The following is an 18444-nucleotide window of genomic DNA, read 5'->3' as shown; positions in this document are numbered from 1 at the left end:
CTGCCGTCCTGCAACGCAGTACTCAGATCCGCCCGAATCGCCGGCAACGGCTCCGGATGCCCAGCAGCACGCACCTCACGAGCCAAACCATCCACACGCTCACACGCCGCCTGCGCCGCCGTCGGGTCCAACCCGGTCGCGGTGAGCGTGGCGGTGCCGTCCTCATCGAGGTAGCACACCAGCCGCCGCTGCTGCAGCGCCTTCCGATACCGCCGCCGCGCCGCCTCCGGATCGATCGCCAACACCATCCGCCGCAACCGCGCCCGCAACTGCCCCGTGGTCAGATCGGGCGCCGGCGGCAGCAGGGCGGCGCAGATACGGGCGTTCTGGGCATCGGTGAGGGGCTCGAGGTAGTCGGCGAACAACATCGCCTTCGCCCGATCAATGTTCCCCGCGGTGAGGGAGGCGTGCACCGCCGGCAGCCGGTGGATCAGCGTGTCGGCCAGGGCGTACTCCCGCCACGCGGTGACCTCGGTCAACGTCAACGCCGCCGCGATCTCCAACCCGCAATCGGCGGGTGCCTCCTCGAGCCGCGCGATCCGCCCGGCAGGAGCGAACGGGTCGCAGTGCCCGACCTCGGCCAAGATCGCCAACTCCGCAGCATCAGTGTGCGAACGCTGCCGCCGCCACGCCTGCAACACCACCACCGTGTCGTGATTGGCCACCCGCGTCGGATCGATCCCGGCCAGCAACGCACCCAGTTCGGGGCCGGGCGGGAGGTCCGCCAGCCCGTCGGGGAGCACCACCGGCTGCTGCATGGGTCGAACATATCTTCGAGGTCCGACACTTTCGGGGCGTCCGAGGGCCCCTGGAGGCGGACCGCGAGGATTTCTTGGTGAAAAGTTCGCGGCGGCCTCGAGCCGCGGACGATCGTGCGGCGCCACCCGGTCGGACCGGCGCGGAACTCGCCGAACCCGGCACCGGTCTCCGCACCGAGGAGCCCGGATTCACGTCGGAATCTGTCAGCCCAAGGTCGGTCGCCGGCCTCCCGTCCCAGCTGACCACGACGTGAACGCCGACACGGCACCCCGTCGACAAGCTGTCGAACTCACTGGAACAGAGGGACACACGACCAGCTCCCGATCATCCCGGCATCGATCCGGTACGCCCTCGCTGATTCCGCCGCGCGGTCAGCTCGTCAGCACAGAGGCGGTCCGCCAACGCGCGAAGCCGACCGTGATCCCGACGCCGTCCGCGGCGTCTCCGCCGTATCCATCGACACCGTCCCGGACGATCCGGCTCGACCGAGGAAACGCCGAGGACACGCCCATCCGTCCCACCCCGGCTCCCACCTCGGAGCGATCCCCCGACTCCCCCGCGCCCCTAGCGTCCTCGCCCTGGGAGGTGCAGCGATGCCGATCCGATCCGTCCTCGAGCCGGCCCCGGAACACCCACCGGCCGGCGAGCTGCCGTGCCGCACGCACGACCCCGACCTGTGGTTCGCCGAGTCACCGGTCGACCTGGAGCACGCCAAGGCGCTGTGCCACGGGTGTCCCGTGCGGACGGCGTGCCTGGCCGGCGCACGCCGGCGCGGCGAACCCTGGGGCGTGTGGGGCGCTGAGATCTTCGACCACGGCTCCGTCGTCGCCTTCAAGCGACCGCGCGGCAGGCCGCCCAAGGCCACCCGGACGGTGCCCCGTGAGCCCGCTGCCGGATGAGGCCCGCTACGAGATCCGCATCGCCGCGGAGCTGGACGACGGCTGGTCGGCATGGTTCGGCGGTATGGAGGTGCGCAACGACGGGCCCGGCCGCACCGTCCTCATCGGATCGGTTCCCGACCAGGCGGCCCTGCACGGGCTGCTGACCAGGATCGCCGACCTCGGTCTGCCGCTGATCTCGCTGCGCCGGATCGATCCGCGATGACCCCACCACTCCGCAGCCACGGTCATCGCAGCAGGCCCAGCCGGCGCGCCCGGCCGACCGCCTCCGTCCGGTTGGTCACGGCCAGCTTCCCGAGCACATGGGTGACGTGCCGCTTGACCGTGTCGAGGGTGATCACGAGCTCGGCGGCGATGTCCCGATTGGGACGTCCGTCGGCGATCAGCGCGAGGACCTCCGCCTCCCGGGCGGTCAGCGGTTCGACGAGCCCCGGGGCTGCGACCGCCCCGCGCCGGGCGGGCGGTAGCACGGGCTCCTCGAACCGTGCGAAGCCGCGGCTCAGGTGGTCGAGCACCTCCGCGGGGACGGCGTCGGCGCCCACCAGCTGTTCCAGCCGTCGTCCCACCAGCAGCTCACGCAGCAGTGTCGCCATCGGGGCGCCCTCGTCCAGGAACACCCGCAGGTGCCGGTCGGGCGCCGCCACGGCGAGCGCATCGGCCACCGCGGACAACGCCGCCGGCCGGTCGCCACGACCGTCGTGGGCCAGCCCCAGCAGTACCCCGATCTCGACGATGTCGCCCGTGCGGTCGTGCTCCCGGGCCGGCCGCTCCCACCGGTGCAGCAGCGCGGTCGCCCGCTCGGGGGCGCCGTCGGCGAGCAGCACGCGCGCGAGCACCAGGTACTCGCGTTTGCGCCGGTAGCTCGGCTCGTCATCGACCGCGATCCCCTGCCGGCTCACCCAGGCGGCGGCGTCGGCGCTCCGCCCGTCCGCCACCGCCAACCGGGCGGCCCACGCCTCCACCGGGTGACGCAGGTCGACCACGCCGTGCTGGGCGTCGACGGCATCGCCGATCGCCTCGGCCGCACCGGCGGCGTCCCCGCGGGCCTGCCGGATCCGGGCGAGCGTGATCAGCCCGTCGACCACGGGCGGGAGGTAGGTCAACCGGCGGGCGAGCGCGACCCCCTCACTCGCGTGTTCCTCCGCGGCCTCGAGCTCGTCCCGGTCGTAGAGCACCGATGCCAGCCCGACGCGGGCGATACCGGCAGGCGGCGCCGACGCACCGCCGATCACCTCGAGTCCGTGCCGGTAGGTCCGCACCGCCGCCCCGAGCCGGCCCCGGGCGTGCTGGACACCGCCGAGGTTGTACAGCGCCCGCGCCGCCGCGTACTGGCCGTGGCCGCGCAGACCCGGGGAACCGGTGGGCCCGGTCAGCCTCCGGACGACCTCGTCCAGGCTCCGTTCGGCCTCGGCGAGGCGACCGTCCACCCAGTCCGGGCCCGCGACGTGCAGCCGGGCGATCGCGTCGAGCACCGTGTCCTCGGTGGTCAGCCGGGCCGCCGCGGCCCGGGCGAAGTCGCGTTGCGCCTCCGGATCACCTCGCTGGCGGGCCAGATCGGCCCGGCAGATCGCGGTCATGGCCGCGACGTTGGCCAGGATGCTGGACTCGCGGCCGACCGACGGCTCGTAGGGCCCGTCCTCGACCGGCGCAGGTGTCCGGTCGATGCGGGCCAGGTGCGGTTCCGCCTCGTCCGGTCGCCCGCCCAGCAGCGCCGCGACCGCCCGGGCGAGGCTCAGCCGCGGCCGGCCGTCGACGACGTCGCCGGGAAGCTCCGCCATCCAGCGGGTGAGCGTCGCCGCCTCGTTGCGCCGCAGGATCCGGTCCTCGACGTGCTGCTCTATCAGCCGAGCGGCCTGCTCGTGCTCCCCCGCGAGCAGGGCGTGGTGAATCGCCTCGTCCGGGAACCCGTGCCGCTGATACCAGTCGGCCGCCGCACGATGCAGCTCCGGCTCCCGCTCGGGGTCTTCGCGCCGCAACCGCGCGCGCAGCAGGTCGGCGAACAGGTGGTGGTAACGCCACCAGTGGCGGGCGTCGTCGAGGCGGTGCACGAACGCGTTGTCCCGTTCGAGGGCCTCCAGCTGCTGCTGAGCTCCGCTGCTCCCGCGCAGCGCGTCGCACAGCGGCCCGCAGAGACCGTCCAGCACGGAGGTCTCGAGCAGGAAGGTCCGCGTCTGCTCCGGCTGCCGGTCGAGGACCTCCTCGCTGAGATAGTCGAGCACGAACCGGTGGCTGCCGGAGAACGCCGCCACGAACTCCTCGACGTCCGTGCGCCCCTGCATCGACAGGGCGGCCAGCGCCAGCCCGGCTCCCCAGCCCTCGGTGCGTTCATCGAGCGCGGCGACCGCGGCATCGGGCAGGTCGACGACGGTGCCGCGCAGCAGCTGCGCGGCCTCGGCGACGGTGAAGCGCAGGTCCGCGGCGCGCAGTTCGCTCAACCGGCCCTGCGCCCGCAACCGGGCCAGCGGTAGCGGCGGGTCCGCACGGGTGGCCAGGACCAGCCGGAACGACGGCGGCGCGTGCTCCAGGAGCAGCACGACCGACCGGTGGACCGCGGCCTCCCGGATCCGGTGGTAGTCGTCGACCACCAGGACGAGCTCGTCGGACGCCCCGGCCATCTCGTTGATCAACGCCGTCGCGGGCGCCGTGACCGGGGCCGCCGGGTCGAGCACCGATTCGATCCGCTCACCGGCGCCGGGCCGGGCGGTGTCCACCGCGAGCGCCACGTGCCGCCAGAACCGGGCCGGGTCGTTGTCGCCGTCGTCCGCCGACAGCCACGCCACCGGCACCCCGTCGGTCCGCGCCCAGTCGGTGACCAGGCTCGACTTGCCGTAGCCCGCCGGGCCGCACACCAGTACGGTCCCGCGGGCGACACCGGTGCAGAGCTGCCGGACCAGGCGGGGACGGGCCACGAATCCCGGGGGCGGGTGCGGCACGTGGACCGTGGTCGTCGGCAGCTCGCCGCAGTGCAGACCACCGTCCGGGTGCCGTTCCGCCGCCGGCATCCCACCTCCGCCGCGTCGCCGTGGGTGGTGTCGGTCGCCCGATGCTACCCACCGTGCCCCGGGTCCCCACACCATCATGGACTCCCACCCGGTCTCCCACCTCGGAGCGATCCGCGGCCGCCGCCCGCGTTCCTACCGTCCGTCCCCATGAGATCCCTCGCCCCGGCCGTCGTCGCCGTACTCGCCTTCGGGGCAGCCGCCTGCCAGAGCGCCCCCGCCACGATGTCGTCGGACGCCCCGGACACCGGTGACGCGGTCGTTGCGGCACTCGGGTCGGCGGCGTACCCGATCCGTACCGACGCCCCGCTCTCCGACACCGAGGACCTGGAGGCCTTCGGCGACATGATCGGTGACGCCCGCATCGCGAGCATCGGCGAGGCCACCCACAGCTCGCACGAGTTCGTCGCCGAACAGCACCGGATCCTGCGCTACCTGGTCGAGGACAAGGGGTTCCGCACCTTCGCCCGCGAGGTCAGCTGGACGACCGGTGAACGGCTCGACGACTACGTCGTGCACGGCATCGGTGACCCCGGCGCGATCATGAGCAACGAGCTGCAGACGTTCTACGGCGTCCACGACACCCGGGAGTTCCTCGAGCTCGTCGAGTGGATGCGCGAGCGCAACACCCGCGCCGAACCGGGCGACGAGGTCCGCTTTCTGGGCATGGACGCCGGCTTCGCCGGACTGAACGGCTTCGACGCACTCGACGCCCATGTCCACGCACAGCAGCCGGACCTGCGGCCGGTGTTCGACCGCCTCCGCGCCGAGCTCGCGCCGGCTCCGGGCTGGGGCCTGCAGCAGTACCTGGCCGACCGGATGAGCCTGCCGGTCGAGGAGCGCCGAGCGGTCGCGACACGGGCCGAGTCCGCCGCGGCGATGCTGCAGGACGCCGGACCGCGGCCGGGCGCGGACCCCGACGATCACGCCTGGGCGGTGCAGCGGGCGACCGCGATCGCCCAGGTGGCCCGCGAGTTCGCCTTCGACACCACGACCCCGGAGGGGACGGCCGAGGCGGGTCGGCACCGGGAGCACTCGATGCTCGCCAACATCACCTGGTGGGAGCAGCGGACCGGGCACAAGATCATGGTGTCCAGCTTCAACGCGCACGCCGCCTACGAGCCGATCGACCGCGGGTTCGTGCCGGAGCCGCTCGGCGGCCTGCTGCGCGACCGCTACGGCGACGACCTGGTCACCGCCGGTACGAGCTTCTCCAGCGGCTCGTTCAACGCCGAGGACGCCGACGGCTTCGGCGAGTTCCGGGTCGGCCCGCCGCCACCGGAGCACAACGGCCACACGCTCGCCGCCGTACCGCACGCCGCATACCTGGTCGACCTGCGGACGGTCGAGGACCCCGCCCGCTCCTGGCTGGCCGAGCCGCGCCCCGCCTACAGCGCGGGCAACTACTACGACCCGGCGGAGAACTCGGTGGACGTGGCCCTGGGCCGGGCCTACGACCTGCTGTTGCACATCGACGAGGTCGACGCCGCCGACCTCCGCAAGCAGCCGTGACCCCGCACGCCACCTGCCCCGGCGGAGGTAGCGCCGGCGTGGAGCAGCCGCCGTGCGTGTCCTGACCGTCGCCGCCCCGCTGCCGGGACACCTCCTCCCGCTCGTCCCGTTCGCCACGGCGCTGGACGAGGCCGGGCACGACGTGCGTCTCGCCGCGGGCGGCGACGTGGCGGGGTACGCGACCGGCCTGCGGGTCGACGACGTCGTGCCGGGCCTGTCCCTCGGCCGCGTCGCCGCCCGAGTGCTGCCGCTCCGGCCGCTTCAGGCCGTACGTGACCTGCGGGGACGGGCCGGCACCGACGGGGTGGGCGCGCTGTTCGGTGCGGTCAACGCCGAGCTGGCCGGGCCGCTCACCGCTCTCGCCGAGGCGGACCCACCGGACGTCGTGGTGCACGAGCCCCTGGCCGTCGCCGGGGCGGTCGTCGCCGCACGGCTCGGCATCCCGGCCGTCCTGCAGGACAACACCCTGTTCGACGGGCACGACCTCGTCGCGGCGACCGCCCGCAGCCCGCGGCTGCGGCGAGCGGCCCGCCGGCTCGGGGTGTCCCGGCTCCCGCCGCCCGCGGTGCGGCTGGTCACCGCACCGCCGGGCCTGGTCGGCACCCGGACCGGGGAGCCGCTGCGGCCGGTGCCGTTCTCGGGCACCGGGGGGTTGCCCGAGTGTCTGGCCCGGCCCCGGCATCGGCCGCGGCTGCTCGTCTCGCACAGCACGGCCGGTGGCTCCGGCGGTGCCGGGCACCTGCGACCGGTGCTCGCGGCCGTCCGGGGCTCGACGCCGACGTCGTGCTCGTCCGCGCGCCGGCCGGCCTGCACGTGCCTCCGGGCGTCCGCACCACCGGCCGACTGCCGTTGGCCGAGGCGTTGGCGCATGCGGATGCCGTCGTGCACCACGGCGGCGCCGGGACCGTGCTCGCCGCCCTGGCCACGGGCACGCCACAGCTGGCCGTGCCCGGGGCGGGCGACCGCCGCCACAACGCCGCGCTGGTCGCCGCGGCCGGAGCGGGCCTCGCCGTACCCGCGCGGCGGCTCTCCCGCGCACAGCTCGAACGGCTCGTGGGCGACCCCGCCCTGCGCTCGGCGGCCGGTGCGCTCCGCGCGGAGATCGCCGCCATGCCCGGCCCCGCCGCCGTCGCGGCCCGGCTGCCCGCGCTCCTCGGACCGACCCGATGACAGGAGGAGAACCATGTCCACCTCAGGAACGGCCACCACCACCGAACCGCCCCGGCTGACCCCGCGGTCCCGACGGTGGATCGCCGGCGGCCTGATCGCCGGCACCGTGCTGTACGTGCTGCCGTCCGCGGCACACGGCAACCCGCCGATCGAGTCGGCCGAGGCGACGCTGCACTACGTCGCCGAACGGTCGGCGACCTGGCGGCCGATACACCTGGTCAACATCGCCGCGGTGCTGCTGTGGGCCGTGTCGCTGGCTGCCCTCGGCGACCGGTTGCAGGGCCCCGCCCGCGACGTCGCGCGCGCCGGCCGGCTCACCGCGGCCGTCGCCACCGCGGTGTTCGCGGTCTACTTCAGCCTCCACGCGATGGCCCTGCCGGTGGCCGCCGCCCGCTTCGTCGGCGGCGCGGCCGACCCCGCCGCGTTGCTCACCCAGGTCGAGGCGGTGCTGCTGGTCCTGGGGGCGACGGCCTTCACCGCCCAGGCGCTGGTCGGTGTGATGATCGGCGTCCACGGCCTCGCCCTCACCCTGGATCGGCGACTGCCGCGGTGGCTGGGCGTCGTCGGCCTGGTGGCCGGGCTCGGCTGGCTGGCCGGGGCCGTGATCATCGACTTCGCGGTGATCGTCCCATTCACCGCGCTGACCTGGCTGTGGGCGATCGTGCTCGGCATCGTCGTGTGGCGGCGCGGCGCTCCGGCCCCCGCGGCGACATGACCGCCGCGTCGACGCGTCCGGCCGTGCACCTGCGCCGCCTCCTGGTGAGCATGCACGTGCTGGTCACCGGCGGGTGGCTCGCCACGGCCGTGGGCATGGCCGCCCTGTCGTTCCTCGCCCTGCGTACCGCCGACCCCGCCCTCACCCACGCGGCGCTGTGGATGGCGCACGTCCTCGACGACGACGTGCTGGTGCCGTTCGCGCTCACCACCGCCTACACCGGGGTGATGCTCGGGGTGCTGACGCCGTGGGGGTTCGTGCGACACCGCTGGGTCGTCACCAAGCTCCTGATCACCGTCGGCGGTCTCTACCTCGGCGTCGCGTGGCTCGGCCGGTGGCTCGAGGAGGCGGTCGCCGCGTCGGCGGCCGGTGGTCTCGGCCCGGTCGGGATCTACCTCGTCTGGGGCGCGCTCCTGATCGGGGCACTGATGCTCGCCACCTGGCTCGGCGTCGCCAAACCCGGCGGGCCGACCCGCTGGGGCCGCAACCGCACCCGGCGCCCACCGGCCCCGGGCACACCCACCTACCTGCTCGTGCTGGTCGCACCGGTGCTCGACTGGGCCGCCGGGGTCTACGGCGGGCTCATGGCGACCGTCGCACTGGCCTGTCTGGCCCAGCGCCGATGGCGGTCCCGGACGCCGCAGCAACCGGCAGCGACGCGGAACCGGTGAGTCTTCGTCACGCCCTTCCCGGTGTCGGGCCGCGGGAAGCGGGTAGCCGCGGCCGCACGGGAGGCGGTCATGACGGATCGGAACCGAGTTCGGGTCGTACGCCCGTCCACGCTCAAGCGGACGATCAGCGGTACGACGGTGGGCAACCTGGTCGAGTGGTACGACTTCGGCATCTTCGCGTTCCTGGTGCCGACGGTCAGCCAGGTGTTCTTCGCCGGTGGCTCCGAATCGCTGATCGCGACGTTCACCATCTTCGCGGTCGCGTTCGTCATGCGCCCGCTCGGCGGCCTGGTCTTCGGGCCGCTGGGTGACCGGATCGGCCGGCGCCGGGTACTGGCCATCACGATCCTCACGATGGCGATCGGGACCTTCGCCATCGGGCTGATCCCCGACTACGAGACCATCGGCATGTGGTCGGCGGTCCTGCTGCTGGCCGCGCGGATCGTGCAGGGCTTCTCCACCGGCGGCGAGTACGCCGGAGCCATGACCTACCTCGGCGAACACGCTCCGGACACTCGCCGGGGTTTCCTGGCCAGCTTCCTGGAGTTCGGGACGCTGACCGGGTACGTGCTCGGCGCGGCCGTGGCCACCACGATCACCGCGGTGGTGCCGCAGGAGGCGCTGCTGTCCTGGGGCTGGCGGATCCCGTTCCTCATCGCGGGGCCGCTGGGGCTCATCGGGCTCTACATCCGCTCGCGACTGGAGGAGACCCCGGAGTACGAGCAGCACGCCGAGAAACGCGACGAGCAGCCGTCGCTCGGCGAACAGGTCCACGAGACCGTCGTCCGGCCGTGGCGGCCGCTGCTGGTCTGCATCGGGCTGGTGTGCGCGCACAACGTCGCCAACTACACGCTGACCCAGTACCTGCCGACCTACCTGACCGAGACGGTCCGGCTCCCCTACACCCCGGCCCTGCTGGTCGTGCTGGTGGTCATGGTGGTGCTGGCCGTGCTGGTCACCGCGAGCGGGCGGCTCTCCGACCCGGGTGGGACGCAACCCGATCCTCTACACCGGTGCCGGGCTGCTGATCGTGCTCGGCCTGCCCGCGTTCTGGCTCATGTCCCTGGGCGGGTACGCGACGGCGTTCCTCGGCGCGCTGCTGATCGGCCTCATGCTGCTCTGCTTCAACAGCACCCTGCCCGGAACGCTGCCCGCCCTGTTCCCGGTCGGGACCCGCTACGGCTCGCTGGCCATCGGCTACAACCTCGCGGTCTCGGTGTCCGGCGGCACCACACCGCTGATCGCACAGGCCCTGGTCGCCGGCTCCGGGAGTCCGGTACTGCCCGGGATCCTGCTCGTCGTGGCCGGGATCGTCGGGGCCGTGTCGGTGTACGCGATGCGGGAACGGGCCGGGCGACCGATGCCCGGTTCCCCGCCGACGGCCGCCGACCCCGACGAGGCACGCCGGATGGGCCGCGATGACCGGAGCGAGTGACGCGTCAGGTCAGAGCGCACCCTTTGTCGACGGCACCCCGGTCACCCGCGGGTCGTCCTCGGTGGCCGCGCGCAGCGCGCGGGCGACCGCCTTGAACTGCGCCTCGGTGATGTGGTGCGGGTCGCGCCCGTCGAGCACCCGCACGTGCAGCGCGAGGTGCCCGTGGAAGGCGAGCGACTCGAACACGTGCTTGTTCAGGACGGTCGGGTAGTGCCCGCCGACGACGAAGCCGCGCATCATCTCCGGCTCGCCGGTGCACACCGTGTACGGACGCCCGGAGACGTCGACGACCGCGTGGGCGAGTGCCTCGTCCATCGGGACCCAGGCGTCGCCGAAGCGCCGGATGCCGGTCTTGTCGCCCAGCGCCTGCCGCAGCGCCTGCCCCAGCACGATCGCGACGTCCTCGACGGTGTGGTGGACGTCGATCTCGATGTCGCCGTCGGCGTGCACGGACAGGTCGAACGAGCCGTGCTTGCCGAACGCGTCCAGCATGTGGTCGTAGAACGGCACCTTCGTGTCGATGTCGGTCTTCCCGGTGCCGTCCAGGTCGATCTCGACGGTGATGCGGGTCTCCTTGGTGACGCGCTCGACGCGTCCTGTCCTGCTCACAACAACTCCTTGGTGGCGAGGTCGGTGGCGACCTGCAGAAAAGCGTCGTTCTCCTCCGGCGTGCCGATCGTGACGCGCAGCCGCTCGGGGATGCCGACGTCACGGATGAGAACGCCGCGCTCCAGGAAACCCTTCCAGGCGCGACCCGCGTCGGCGAACCGGCCGAAGAGCACGAAGTTGGCGTCGCTGTGCACCACGTCGTACCCGGCGGCGTCCAGCTCGGCCGACACCCGGTCCCGCTCGGCGGCGAGCACCGCGACCGAGCCGAGCGTGGCGTCGGCGTGCCGCAACGCGGCCCGCGCGGACGCCTGGGCCAGCACCGACAGGTGGTACGGCAGGCGGACCAGCTGCAACGCGTCGACGACCGCCGGCGCCGCCGCCAGGTACCCGAGCCGGCCGCCGGCGAACGCGAACGCCTTGCTCATGGTCCGCGAGACCACGAGCTTGTGCCCGTGGGTCGCCAGCAGCGTGGTCGCGCTCGGCCGGCCGGTGGCCTCGGCGAACTCGGCGTAGGCCTCGTCGACGATCACCATGCCCGGGGCGGCGTCGACCAGCCGGGCCAGGTCCTCGGGCGCGATCGACTGCCCGGTGGGGTTGTTCGGGCTGGTCACGAACGTGATGTCCGGGGCCCGGTCGCGCAGGGTCGCGACGGCGGCCTCGACGTCGATCGAGAAGTCGTCGCGCCGCGGGGCCGGCACGAACTCGGTCTGCGTGCCCGCGGACAGGATCGGGTGCATCGAGTAGCTGGGCACGAACCCGAGCGCGGTCCGCCCCGGCCCGCCGAAGGTCTGCAGGAGCTGCTGCAGGATCTCGTTCGAGCCGTTCGCCGCCCACAGGTTGCCCACGCCCAGCTCCACCCCGGTCTGCCGGGACAGGTAGGCGGCGAGGTCCTCGCGGAGCGCGACCGCGTCGCGGTCCGGGTAGCGGTGCAGCTCGCGGGCCGCCTCCTCGCAGGCCGCAGCGATGTCGGCGACCAGCTCCGGCGGTGGCGGGTACGGGTTCTCGTTGGTGTTCAGCCGGACCTCGACGTCGAGCTGCGGGGCGCCGTAGGGGCTCTTCCCGCGCAGGTCCGCGCGCAGCGGCAGGTCGTCGAGCCGGACATCGGCGGCGGCGGTCATGGGTTCTCCCCCTCGAAGCGGGCCGTGACGGCCTCGCCGTGTGCGGGCAGGTCCTCGGCGTTGGCCAGCGTGACCACCCGGCCGGCCACCTCGCGCAGTGCGTCGGCGGTGTAGTCGACGACGTGCACGCCCCGCAGGAACGTCGACGTCGACAGGCCACCGGAGTGCCGGGCGCAGCCACCGGTGGGCAGCACGTGGTTCGACCCGGCGCAGTAGTCGCCCAGCGACACCGGTGCGTACGCCCCGACGAAGATCGCGCCCGCGTTCCGGACGCGGGCCGCGTCGGCGGCCGCACCGGCCGTCTGGATCTCCAGGTGCTCGGCGGCGTAGGCGTCGACCACGGCGATGCCGTCGTCGATCGAGCCGACCAGGATGACGCCGGACTGCGGGCCGGTCAGCGCGGTACGCACCCGCTCGGCGTGCTTGGTGGCCGCCACCCGCGTCTCCAGCTCCGCCTCGACCCGCCCGAGGAGCTCCTCCGAGGACGTGACCAGCACCGACGCCGCGTTCGGGTCGTGCTCGGCCTGGGAGATGAGGTCGGCCGCGACGTGGGCGGCGTCGGCGGTGTCGTCGGCCAGGATCGCGATCTCGGTGGTGCCCGCCTCGGCATCGATCCCGACGGTGCCGCGCAGCATCCGCTTGGCCGCCGTGACGTAGACGTTGCCCGGCCCGGTGACCATGTCGACCGGTTCCAGCTCCGCGGTGCCGTCGACGGGGGCGGTGTCGGTCCCGCCGTGGGCCAGCAGCGCGACGCACTGCGCCCCGCCGACCGCCCACACCTCGTCGACGCCGAGCAGGGCCGCCGCGGCCAGGATCGTCGGGTGCGGGCGCCCCCCGAACTCGGCCTGCGGGGGTGAGGCCACGACCAGCGACTCGACGCCCGCCGCCTGTGCCGGGACCACGTTCATGATCACGCTCGACGGGTAGACCGCGAGCCCGCCCGGCGCGTACAGCCCGACCCGGCGGACCGGCACGAAGCGCTCGGTGACCGTTCCGCCGGGCACGACCTGCGTCACCACGTCCGGACGCCGCTGGTCCTCGTGCACCGTGCGGGCTCGCTCGATCGAGGTCTCCAGTGCGGCCCGCACGTCGGGGTCGAGCTCGCGCAGGGCCTCGGTGAGCGCGCCGGACGGGACCCGCACCGTCTGCGGGCGGACCTTGTCGAAGCGCTCCGTGGCGTCCAGCGCGGCGGCCGCGCCGCGCTCGCGCACGTCCTCGACCAGGGGGCGCACGGCGTCCGTCGCGGCGTCGATGTCGAGCTCGGCGCGCGGCATCATCCCGCGCAGGGTCGCCGGGCGGGGCAACGGTTCCCCGTTCGACGCGTCGGGTCGCAGATCGAGGCGGCGGAGCATGCCTCCAGGATACGGCGCAGGTCCGACAGGAACTCAGCCCGGCGGCGCCCGGGACTCGCTGTCGGTGCCCCGTGCCAGTCTGCGTCCGTGACCCCACACGTCAGCGACGAGCAGCGCCGGGCCCGGCTGGTGGCCCGGCACCGGCTCGCCCCGCACACCCGCACCGACGACGTCGTCACGATCGCCGACGACGTGGTCGCCCTGCACTCGACCGACCCGGTCACGGTGTACCTCTCGGCCACCGCGCGGATGGCCGAGCCGGACCGGACCGCGGTCGAGACCGCGCTCTACACCGACCGCACGCTGCTGCGCCACCACGCGATGCGCCGCACGCTGTGGGTGTTCGGGCACCGGCACGCGGCGCTGGCGCACCACGCGGCGACGACCGGTGTCGCGGCCGTGCAGCGCCGTGCCCTGCTGTCCCAGCTGGGCGGCACGGGGATCGCCGATCCGGAGGCGTGGTACGCCGAGGCGTCCGCGCGGGTGCTGGACGTCCTGACCGGGCGGGGCCCGACGACCGCGCGCGAGGTGGGGGCCGCGCTGCCCGATCTCGCCGGGCTCACCCTCACGATCCAGGTCGGCACCCAGCCCGCGCACACCCGGGTACTGCTGGTCCTCGGCTTCGAGGGCCGGGTGCTGCGGGCCCGCCCGACCGGCACCTGGATCAACGGCCAGTACCGGTGGGCGGCGGCCGACGACTGGGTGCCCGGCGGGATCGGGGCGCCACCGCCGGCCTCCGGCGCCCCCGGGTCCGGCGAGCCGGGGTCCGGCGAGCCCGGGTCCGGCAAACCGGGGTCCGGTGAGGCGCGCGCCGGCGGCCCGGAGGCCCGCGGGCCGGGTGCCGGCGGGGCACCCGGCCGGGCGCGGAACGGGGGTGCGGACCGCGGGGCCGCGGCCGGGCTGGCCCGGGCCTACCTGCGGGCGTTCGGTCCCGCGACCCGCGACGACCTGAAGTGGTGGGCGGGGTGGACGGTGGCGACCACGAGGGCCGCGCTGGCCGACGTCGGCGCCGTCGAGGTCACGCTGGACGGCACCGGCACCGGCTTCCTGCTGCCCGACGACCTCGATCCGGTGCCCGACCCCGGGCCGTCGGTGGCGCTGCTGCCCGGCCTGGACCCGGCGACGATGGGCTGGAAGGCCCGCGACTGGTACCTCGACCCCGAGCACGCCCGGCTGCTGTTCGACCGCAACGGCAACGGCGGCCCGGCGATCTGGGTCGACGGCCGGATCGCCGGGACGTGGGTGCAGCGTCGCGACGGCGGGATCGCGACCCGGCTGTTCACCGACGTCGGCCCGGCGGCGCGAGCGGGCGTGGAGGCCGCCGCCGAGCGCCACCGGGCGGTGCTCGGCGACGCCCGGTTCAGCGTCCGCTACCCCGCCCCGGTCCAGGCCGAGCTGCTGGCCGAGCCGTGACCGGCCGGGTCGGCGGTCCGGTCAGTGGTCAGGTCAGCAGTCAGATCGAGGCCCAGGTCGAGAGCCGTCACCGAGTGGGTGAGGCCGCCGACGGCGAGGAAGTCGACCCCCGTGGCCGCGTAGGCGCGGGCGTCCGGCAGCGTCAGCCCGCCGGAGGACTCCAGCAGCGCCCGGTGCCCGGTCGCCGCCGCGGCGGCGTCCCGGCTCCGGACGGCCGCGGCGGTCTGCTCGACGGTGAAGTTGTCCAGCAGCACCAGCTCGGCCGCCAGGCCGAGCACCTCCTCCAGCTGGGCCGGCGAGTCGACCTCCACCTCGCACGGCAGCTCCGGTGCCGTGGCCCGGGCGGCGGCGAGCGCCGCCGTCACCGACCCGGCCGCCGCGACGTGGTTGTCCTTGATCAGCACCGCGTCGCCGAGGCCGAGCCGGTGGTTCGTCCCGCCGCCGCAGCGCACCGCGTACTTCTCCAGCAGCCGCAGCCCCGGCAGCGTCTTGCGGGTGTCGCGGATGCGCGCCCCGGTGCCGTCGACGGCGTCGACCCAGGCCCGGGTCGCGGTCGCGACCCCGGACAGGTGGCAGAGCAGGTTCAGCGCGGTCCGCTCCGCGGTGAGCAGGCCACGGACCGGGGCGCGGACCACCAGGGCGGGCTCACCGGCGCGGAGCCGGTCACCGTCGGCAGCCGCGGAGAGGATCTCGTACCCGTGCGCCCCGTCGCCCCGCACTCCGTCGCCCAGCACCTCGTCGACGCCCAGCACCTCGTCGAGCACCGCGAGTGCCACCGGCAGCCCGGCGAGGATCCCGCCGGTCCGCGGCATGAACGCCCCGACCGCCACCGCATCCGCGGGCACGGTCGCGGCGGTCGTCGCGTCCGGGCCGTAGCGCAGGTCCTCGGCCAGGGCCGTCCGGACCACGCGGGCCAGGTCCTCGGGGTCCGGGGCGCCGATCTCGGACCCTCCCCCGACCCCGGCCGCAGTGCTGTTCCCGCCGTTCATGCCGCCCCCACCAGGGTGTCGGCGACGACCACCGGCCGCCCGTCCGCGTCGAGCCGCACCGGCAGCGACGCCTGCTGGTGGGTGTCGTCGCGCTGCGGGAAGTCGGTGCGCACGTGACAGCCGCGGGTCTCGCGACGGGTCCCGGCGGCGGCCAGCACCGCCTGGGCGAGCAGCGTCAGGGCGGCGTCCTCCACCCCGGCGCGGTCGACCGGCACCGCGGTCACGGTCGCGGCCTCGACCGCGTCGGACGCGCCCGCCAGGCCGGTCGCGTCCCGGCCGATGCCGGCATAGCGCGTCATCACCCGCTGCACCACCGCGCGGTCGGCGACCGGCAGCGCCGGGGCGGGCCGCAGCGGTGCCGAGCGCGCCGCGCCGCCGCGGTCGGCGAGCACCGCACGGACCACGCGCTCGCCCGTGACCAGGCCTTCGAGCAGGGAGTTCGACGCCAGCCGGTTCGCCCCGTGCAGCCCGGTCCGGGCAACCTCCCCGGCGGCGTAGAGCCCGGGCACACCGGTACGGCCGTCGACGTCGGCGACGACCCCACCGCACGCGTAGTGCGCCGCCGGGGTCACCGGGATCGGCTCGGTCAGCGGGTCGATCCCGGCCGCCCGGCAGGAGGCGTACACCGTCGGGAACCGGGTGGCGAACCCGTCGATGCCGGTCGCGTCGAGGTGGACGCGGTCGGCGCCGGTCTCGGCCATCCGGCGGGTGATCGCGGCGGCGACGACGTCGCGCGGGGCCAGATCGGCGAGCGGGTGCACGCCGGTCATGAACGCCGCGCCCGTCCGGTCGCGCAGGACCGCACCCTCGCCCCGGACGGCCTCGGTCACCAGCGGGCGCCGCCCGGCGCCGGCGGGGTCGGGGCCGGCGTGCAGCACGGTCGGGTGGAACTGCACGAACTCCAGGTCCGACGCCGTCGCCCCGGCCCGCAGCGCGAGCGCGATCCCGTCACCGGTGGCCGTGGCCGGGTTGGTGGTCGAGGCATAGAGCAGGCCGTACCCGCCGGTGGCGAGCAGGACGGCGGGGGTGTGCAGGATCCCGGGCCGGCCCGCGCCGTCGAGCACGGACAGCCCGGCGACCCGGCCTGCGGTGTCGCGCAGCGCGTCCACCGCGACGTGCCCGTCGAGCACGGTCAGCTGGGCCGAGCGGGCCGCGGCGACCAGGGCGCGCTCGATCTCGGCGCCGGTCGCGTCCCCGCCGGCGTGCACGACCCGCAGCGCGGAGTGGCCGCCCTCCCGGGTGCGGTCGAGACGGGCTGCCGAGGTCCCGCCGCCCGCCGGGGTTCCGTCGACCGCCGTGGTTCCGTCGAAGACCGCACCCCGCCCGCGGAGCCGGCGCAGCGCCCCGGGCCCGCCCCGCACGACCGCCTCCACCGCGGCCGGGTCGTTCAGCCCGCCACCGGCGGCCAGGGTGTCGGCGACGTGGGCGTCCAGGCTGTCCCCGGCGACGTCGCCGAGCACCACCGCGACCCCGCCCTGGGCCCAGCGGGTGGAGCCCTCGTCGACGCCGTCCTTGGTGACGACGACGGTCCGCAGCCCGGCCGCGACCGCGTCCAGCGCGGCGGTCAGGCCCGCCACCCCGGAGCCGACGACGACCAGGTCGGCGGCCGCCTCCCAGGGGGTGCGCGCCGCGGTGCCGGTCACTCGCCGCTCCCCGGGTTGCCGATCTCGATCATCCGCTGGACGGCGGCGCGGCCGCGGGCGGCCAGCTCCGGGTCCACGTGCACCTCGTCGGTCCCCTCGCGCACCGACCGCAGCAGCGCCTCGGGGGTGATCATCTTCATGTAGGTGCAGGACGCGCGGTCGTTCACTGCCCGGAACTCGATCTCCGGAGCGGCCCGGCGGAGCTGGTGCAGCATCCCGACCTCCGTCGCGACCAGCACCTCCTTCGCGCCGGTGGCGCGGGCCGCGTCGATCATCCCGCCGGTGGAGAGGATCTTGACCTGGTCCTCGGGCACCGCCCCGGTCCCGGCCAGGTACAGCGCGGACGTCGCACAGCCGCACTCCGGGTGCACGAACAGGTCGGCCTCCGGGTGGGCCTGTGACTGCTCGGTCAGCTGGCGGCCGTTGATCCCGGCGTGCACGTGGCACTCCCCCGCCCAGACGTGCATGTCCGACCGGTCCAGGACCCGGCGGACGTGCGCGCCGAGGAACTGGTCGGGCAGGAACAGCACCTCGCGCTCACGCGGGATCGAGGCCACGACCTCGACCGCGTTGGACGAGGTGCAGCAGACGTCGGTCTCGGCCTTCACCGCGGCCGTGGTGTTGACGTAGGAGACGACGGCCGCACCGGGGTGCTCGGCCTTCCACTCCCGCAGCTGCTCGGCGGTGATGGAGTCGGCGAGCGAGCAGCCGGCCCGCGCATCCGGGATCAGCACGGTCTTGTCCGGGCTGAGGATCTTGGCGGTCTCGGCCATGAAGTGCACGCCGCAGAACACGATCGTCGACGCATCGGCCTCGGCCGCGATCCGGGACAGCGCGAGCGAGTCCCCGACGTGGTCGGCGACGTCCTGGATCTCGGGCAGCTGGTAGTTGTGCGCCAGCAGGACCGCGTCGCGCTCGCGCGCCAGTGCACGGACCTCGGCGGCCCACCCGGGGCCGGCCGTCGTCTCCGCCGCGGTGCGGTCGGCTGCCGTGAGCGTCGGGACCATCTCGCCCTCCCGGGCCGTGTCAGGTTTTCGCCTAGTGAGCGGAAACTGGCGGGATCGTAGCACCGGGCCGTGGCCGGCGGCACCTGCGTGGTGACCGGGACCTCACCTGAAGGACACCCCCGCGTCACCCGCCGGTGCGGTGCGGGGGTGCTC

The 18444-nt window shown here is 74.7% G+C and carries 16 protein-coding genes and 1 pseudogene; 9 read left to right on the top strand and 8 right to left on the bottom strand.

The features are described from left to right. The coding region (locus BM093_RS20900; protein WP_143105454.1) for a DUF222 domain-containing protein at positions 1-758 on the bottom strand (758 nt) is incomplete at its 3' end. 594 nt (positions 759-1352) lie between these two features. On the opposite strand from BM093_RS20900, the gene BM093_RS20895 reads away from it, so the two are divergent. Both BM093_RS20895 and BM093_RS20890 read left to right on the top strand, forming a co-directional pair. Further along, positions 1353-1658 (top strand): WhiB family transcriptional regulator, encoded by a 306-nt coding sequence (locus tag BM093_RS20895; protein ID WP_093347303.1) that lies wholly within the window; start codon positions 1353-1355, stop codon positions 1656-1658. Beyond that, the gene (locus BM093_RS20890; protein ID WP_245773670.1) at positions 1639-1863 is read left to right on the top strand and encodes a hypothetical protein; all 225 of its coding nucleotides are present in this window, start codon (positions 1639-1641) and stop codon (positions 1861-1863) included. Before BM093_RS20895 ends, BM093_RS20890 begins: the two co-directional genes overlap by 20 nt. A gap of 22 nt (positions 1864-1885) precedes the next feature. On the opposite strand, the gene BM093_RS20885 is transcribed toward BM093_RS20890, so the two are convergent. Further along, the gene (locus BM093_RS20885; protein ID WP_093347299.1) at positions 1886-4660 is read right to left on the bottom strand and encodes a winged helix-turn-helix domain-containing protein; all 2775 of its coding nucleotides are present in this window, start codon (positions 4658-4660) and stop codon (positions 1886-1888) included. Between the two features lie 147 nt (positions 4661-4807). On the opposite strand from BM093_RS20885, the gene BM093_RS20880 reads away from it, so the two are divergent. The 6 genes and pseudogenes from BM093_RS20880 to BM093_RS20860 all read left to right on the top strand — a co-directional run bounded on the left by BM093_RS20880 (position 4808) and on the right by BM093_RS20860 (position 10147). Then, on the top strand, positions 4808-6169 hold the full coding sequence (locus BM093_RS20880; protein WP_093347296.1) for an erythromycin esterase family protein: 1362 nt from the start codon (positions 4808-4810) through the stop codon (positions 6167-6169). 52 nt (positions 6170-6221) lie between these two features. Next, positions 6222-6575, top strand: a pseudogene (locus tag BM093_RS38380) (glycosyltransferase); the annotation flags it as partial. 377 nt (positions 6576-6952) lie between these two features. After that, positions 6953-7339 (top strand): glycosyltransferase, encoded by a 387-nt coding sequence (locus tag BM093_RS36700; RefSeq protein WP_218162853.1) that lies wholly within the window; start codon positions 6953-6955, stop codon positions 7337-7339. A gap of 13 nt (positions 7340-7352) precedes the next feature. Beyond that, the gene (locus tag BM093_RS20870) at positions 7353-8054 is read left to right on the top strand and encodes a DUF4386 family protein (RefSeq protein WP_093347293.1); all 702 of its coding nucleotides are present in this window, start codon (positions 7353-7355) and stop codon (positions 8052-8054) included. Beyond that, positions 8051-8725 carry a hypothetical protein gene (locus BM093_RS20865; protein ID WP_143105453.1) on the top strand — a complete coding sequence of 225 codons (675 nt, stop codon included), beginning with the start codon at positions 8051-8053 and terminating at the stop codon, positions 8723-8725. The genes BM093_RS20870 and BM093_RS20865 overlap by 4 nt, the downstream gene beginning before the upstream one ends. Positions 8726-8794: 69 nt before the next feature. Next, positions 8795-10147, top strand: coding sequence for an MFS transporter (locus tag BM093_RS20860; RefSeq protein WP_245773669.1), 1353 nt, complete (start codon positions 8795-8797; stop codon positions 10145-10147). 22 nt (positions 10148-10169) lie between these two features. Here BM093_RS20860 and hisB read toward each other — a convergent pair whose 3' ends face one another. The 3 genes from hisB to hisD are packed head-to-tail and all read right to left on the bottom strand — an operon-like array spanning position 10170 to position 13239. Next, complete coding sequence (hisB, locus tag BM093_RS20855; protein ID WP_093347280.1) at positions 10170-10769, bottom strand: imidazoleglycerol-phosphate dehydratase HisB; 600 nt, start codon at positions 10767-10769, stop codon at positions 10170-10172. Further along, positions 10766-11887, bottom strand: coding sequence for a histidinol-phosphate transaminase (locus tag BM093_RS20850; protein ID WP_093347276.1), 1122 nt, complete (start codon positions 11885-11887; stop codon positions 10766-10768). The genes hisB and BM093_RS20850 overlap by 4 nt, the downstream gene beginning before the upstream one ends. Next, positions 11884-13239, bottom strand: a complete 1356-nt coding sequence (hisD, locus tag BM093_RS20845) for a histidinol dehydrogenase (protein ID WP_093347272.1) — start codon at positions 13237-13239, stop codon at positions 11884-11886. The genes BM093_RS20850 and hisD overlap by 4 nt, the downstream gene beginning before the upstream one ends. An 87-nt stretch (positions 13240-13326) precedes the next feature. Between hisD and BM093_RS20840 the strand changes: the two genes are divergently transcribed. Next, positions 13327-14652 carry a winged helix DNA-binding domain-containing protein gene (locus tag BM093_RS20840; protein ID WP_177238605.1) on the top strand — a complete coding sequence of 442 codons (1326 nt, stop codon included), beginning with the start codon at positions 13327-13329 and terminating at the stop codon, positions 14650-14652. Here BM093_RS20840 and nadC read toward each other — a convergent pair. Genes nadC through nadA form a run of 3 tightly spaced genes read right to left on the bottom strand, consistent with a single transcriptional unit; the run spans position 14610 to position 18291 of the window. Next, entirely contained in the window at positions 14610-15641 is a 1032-nt protein-coding gene (nadC, locus tag BM093_RS20835; protein WP_093347267.1) for a carboxylating nicotinate-nucleotide diphosphorylase, read from the bottom strand. The two genes, BM093_RS20840 and nadC, sit on opposite strands and share 43 nt — an antisense overlap. After that, positions 15638-17284 carry an L-aspartate oxidase gene (locus BM093_RS20830; protein ID WP_093347264.1) on the bottom strand — a complete coding sequence of 549 codons (1647 nt, stop codon included), beginning with the start codon at positions 17282-17284 and terminating at the stop codon, positions 15638-15640. The genes nadC and BM093_RS20830 overlap by 4 nt, the downstream gene beginning before the upstream one ends. Then, positions 17281-18291, bottom strand: coding sequence for a quinolinate synthase NadA (gene nadA / locus BM093_RS20825; protein WP_093347261.1), 1011 nt, complete (start codon positions 18289-18291; stop codon positions 17281-17283). Before nadA ends, BM093_RS20830 begins: the two co-directional genes overlap by 4 nt. Between the last annotated feature and the right edge of the window lie 153 nt (positions 18292-18444).

The sequence above is a fragment of the Pseudonocardia ammonioxydans genome, from assembly GCF_900115005.1.
In the GTDB taxonomy this organism is placed as follows: Bacteria; Actinomycetota; Actinomycetes; order Mycobacteriales; family Pseudonocardiaceae; genus Pseudonocardia; species Pseudonocardia ammonioxydans.
The sequence above is the reverse complement of the archived record's forward strand: the minus strand, read 5'-3'. Positions and strand labels throughout refer to the sequence as shown.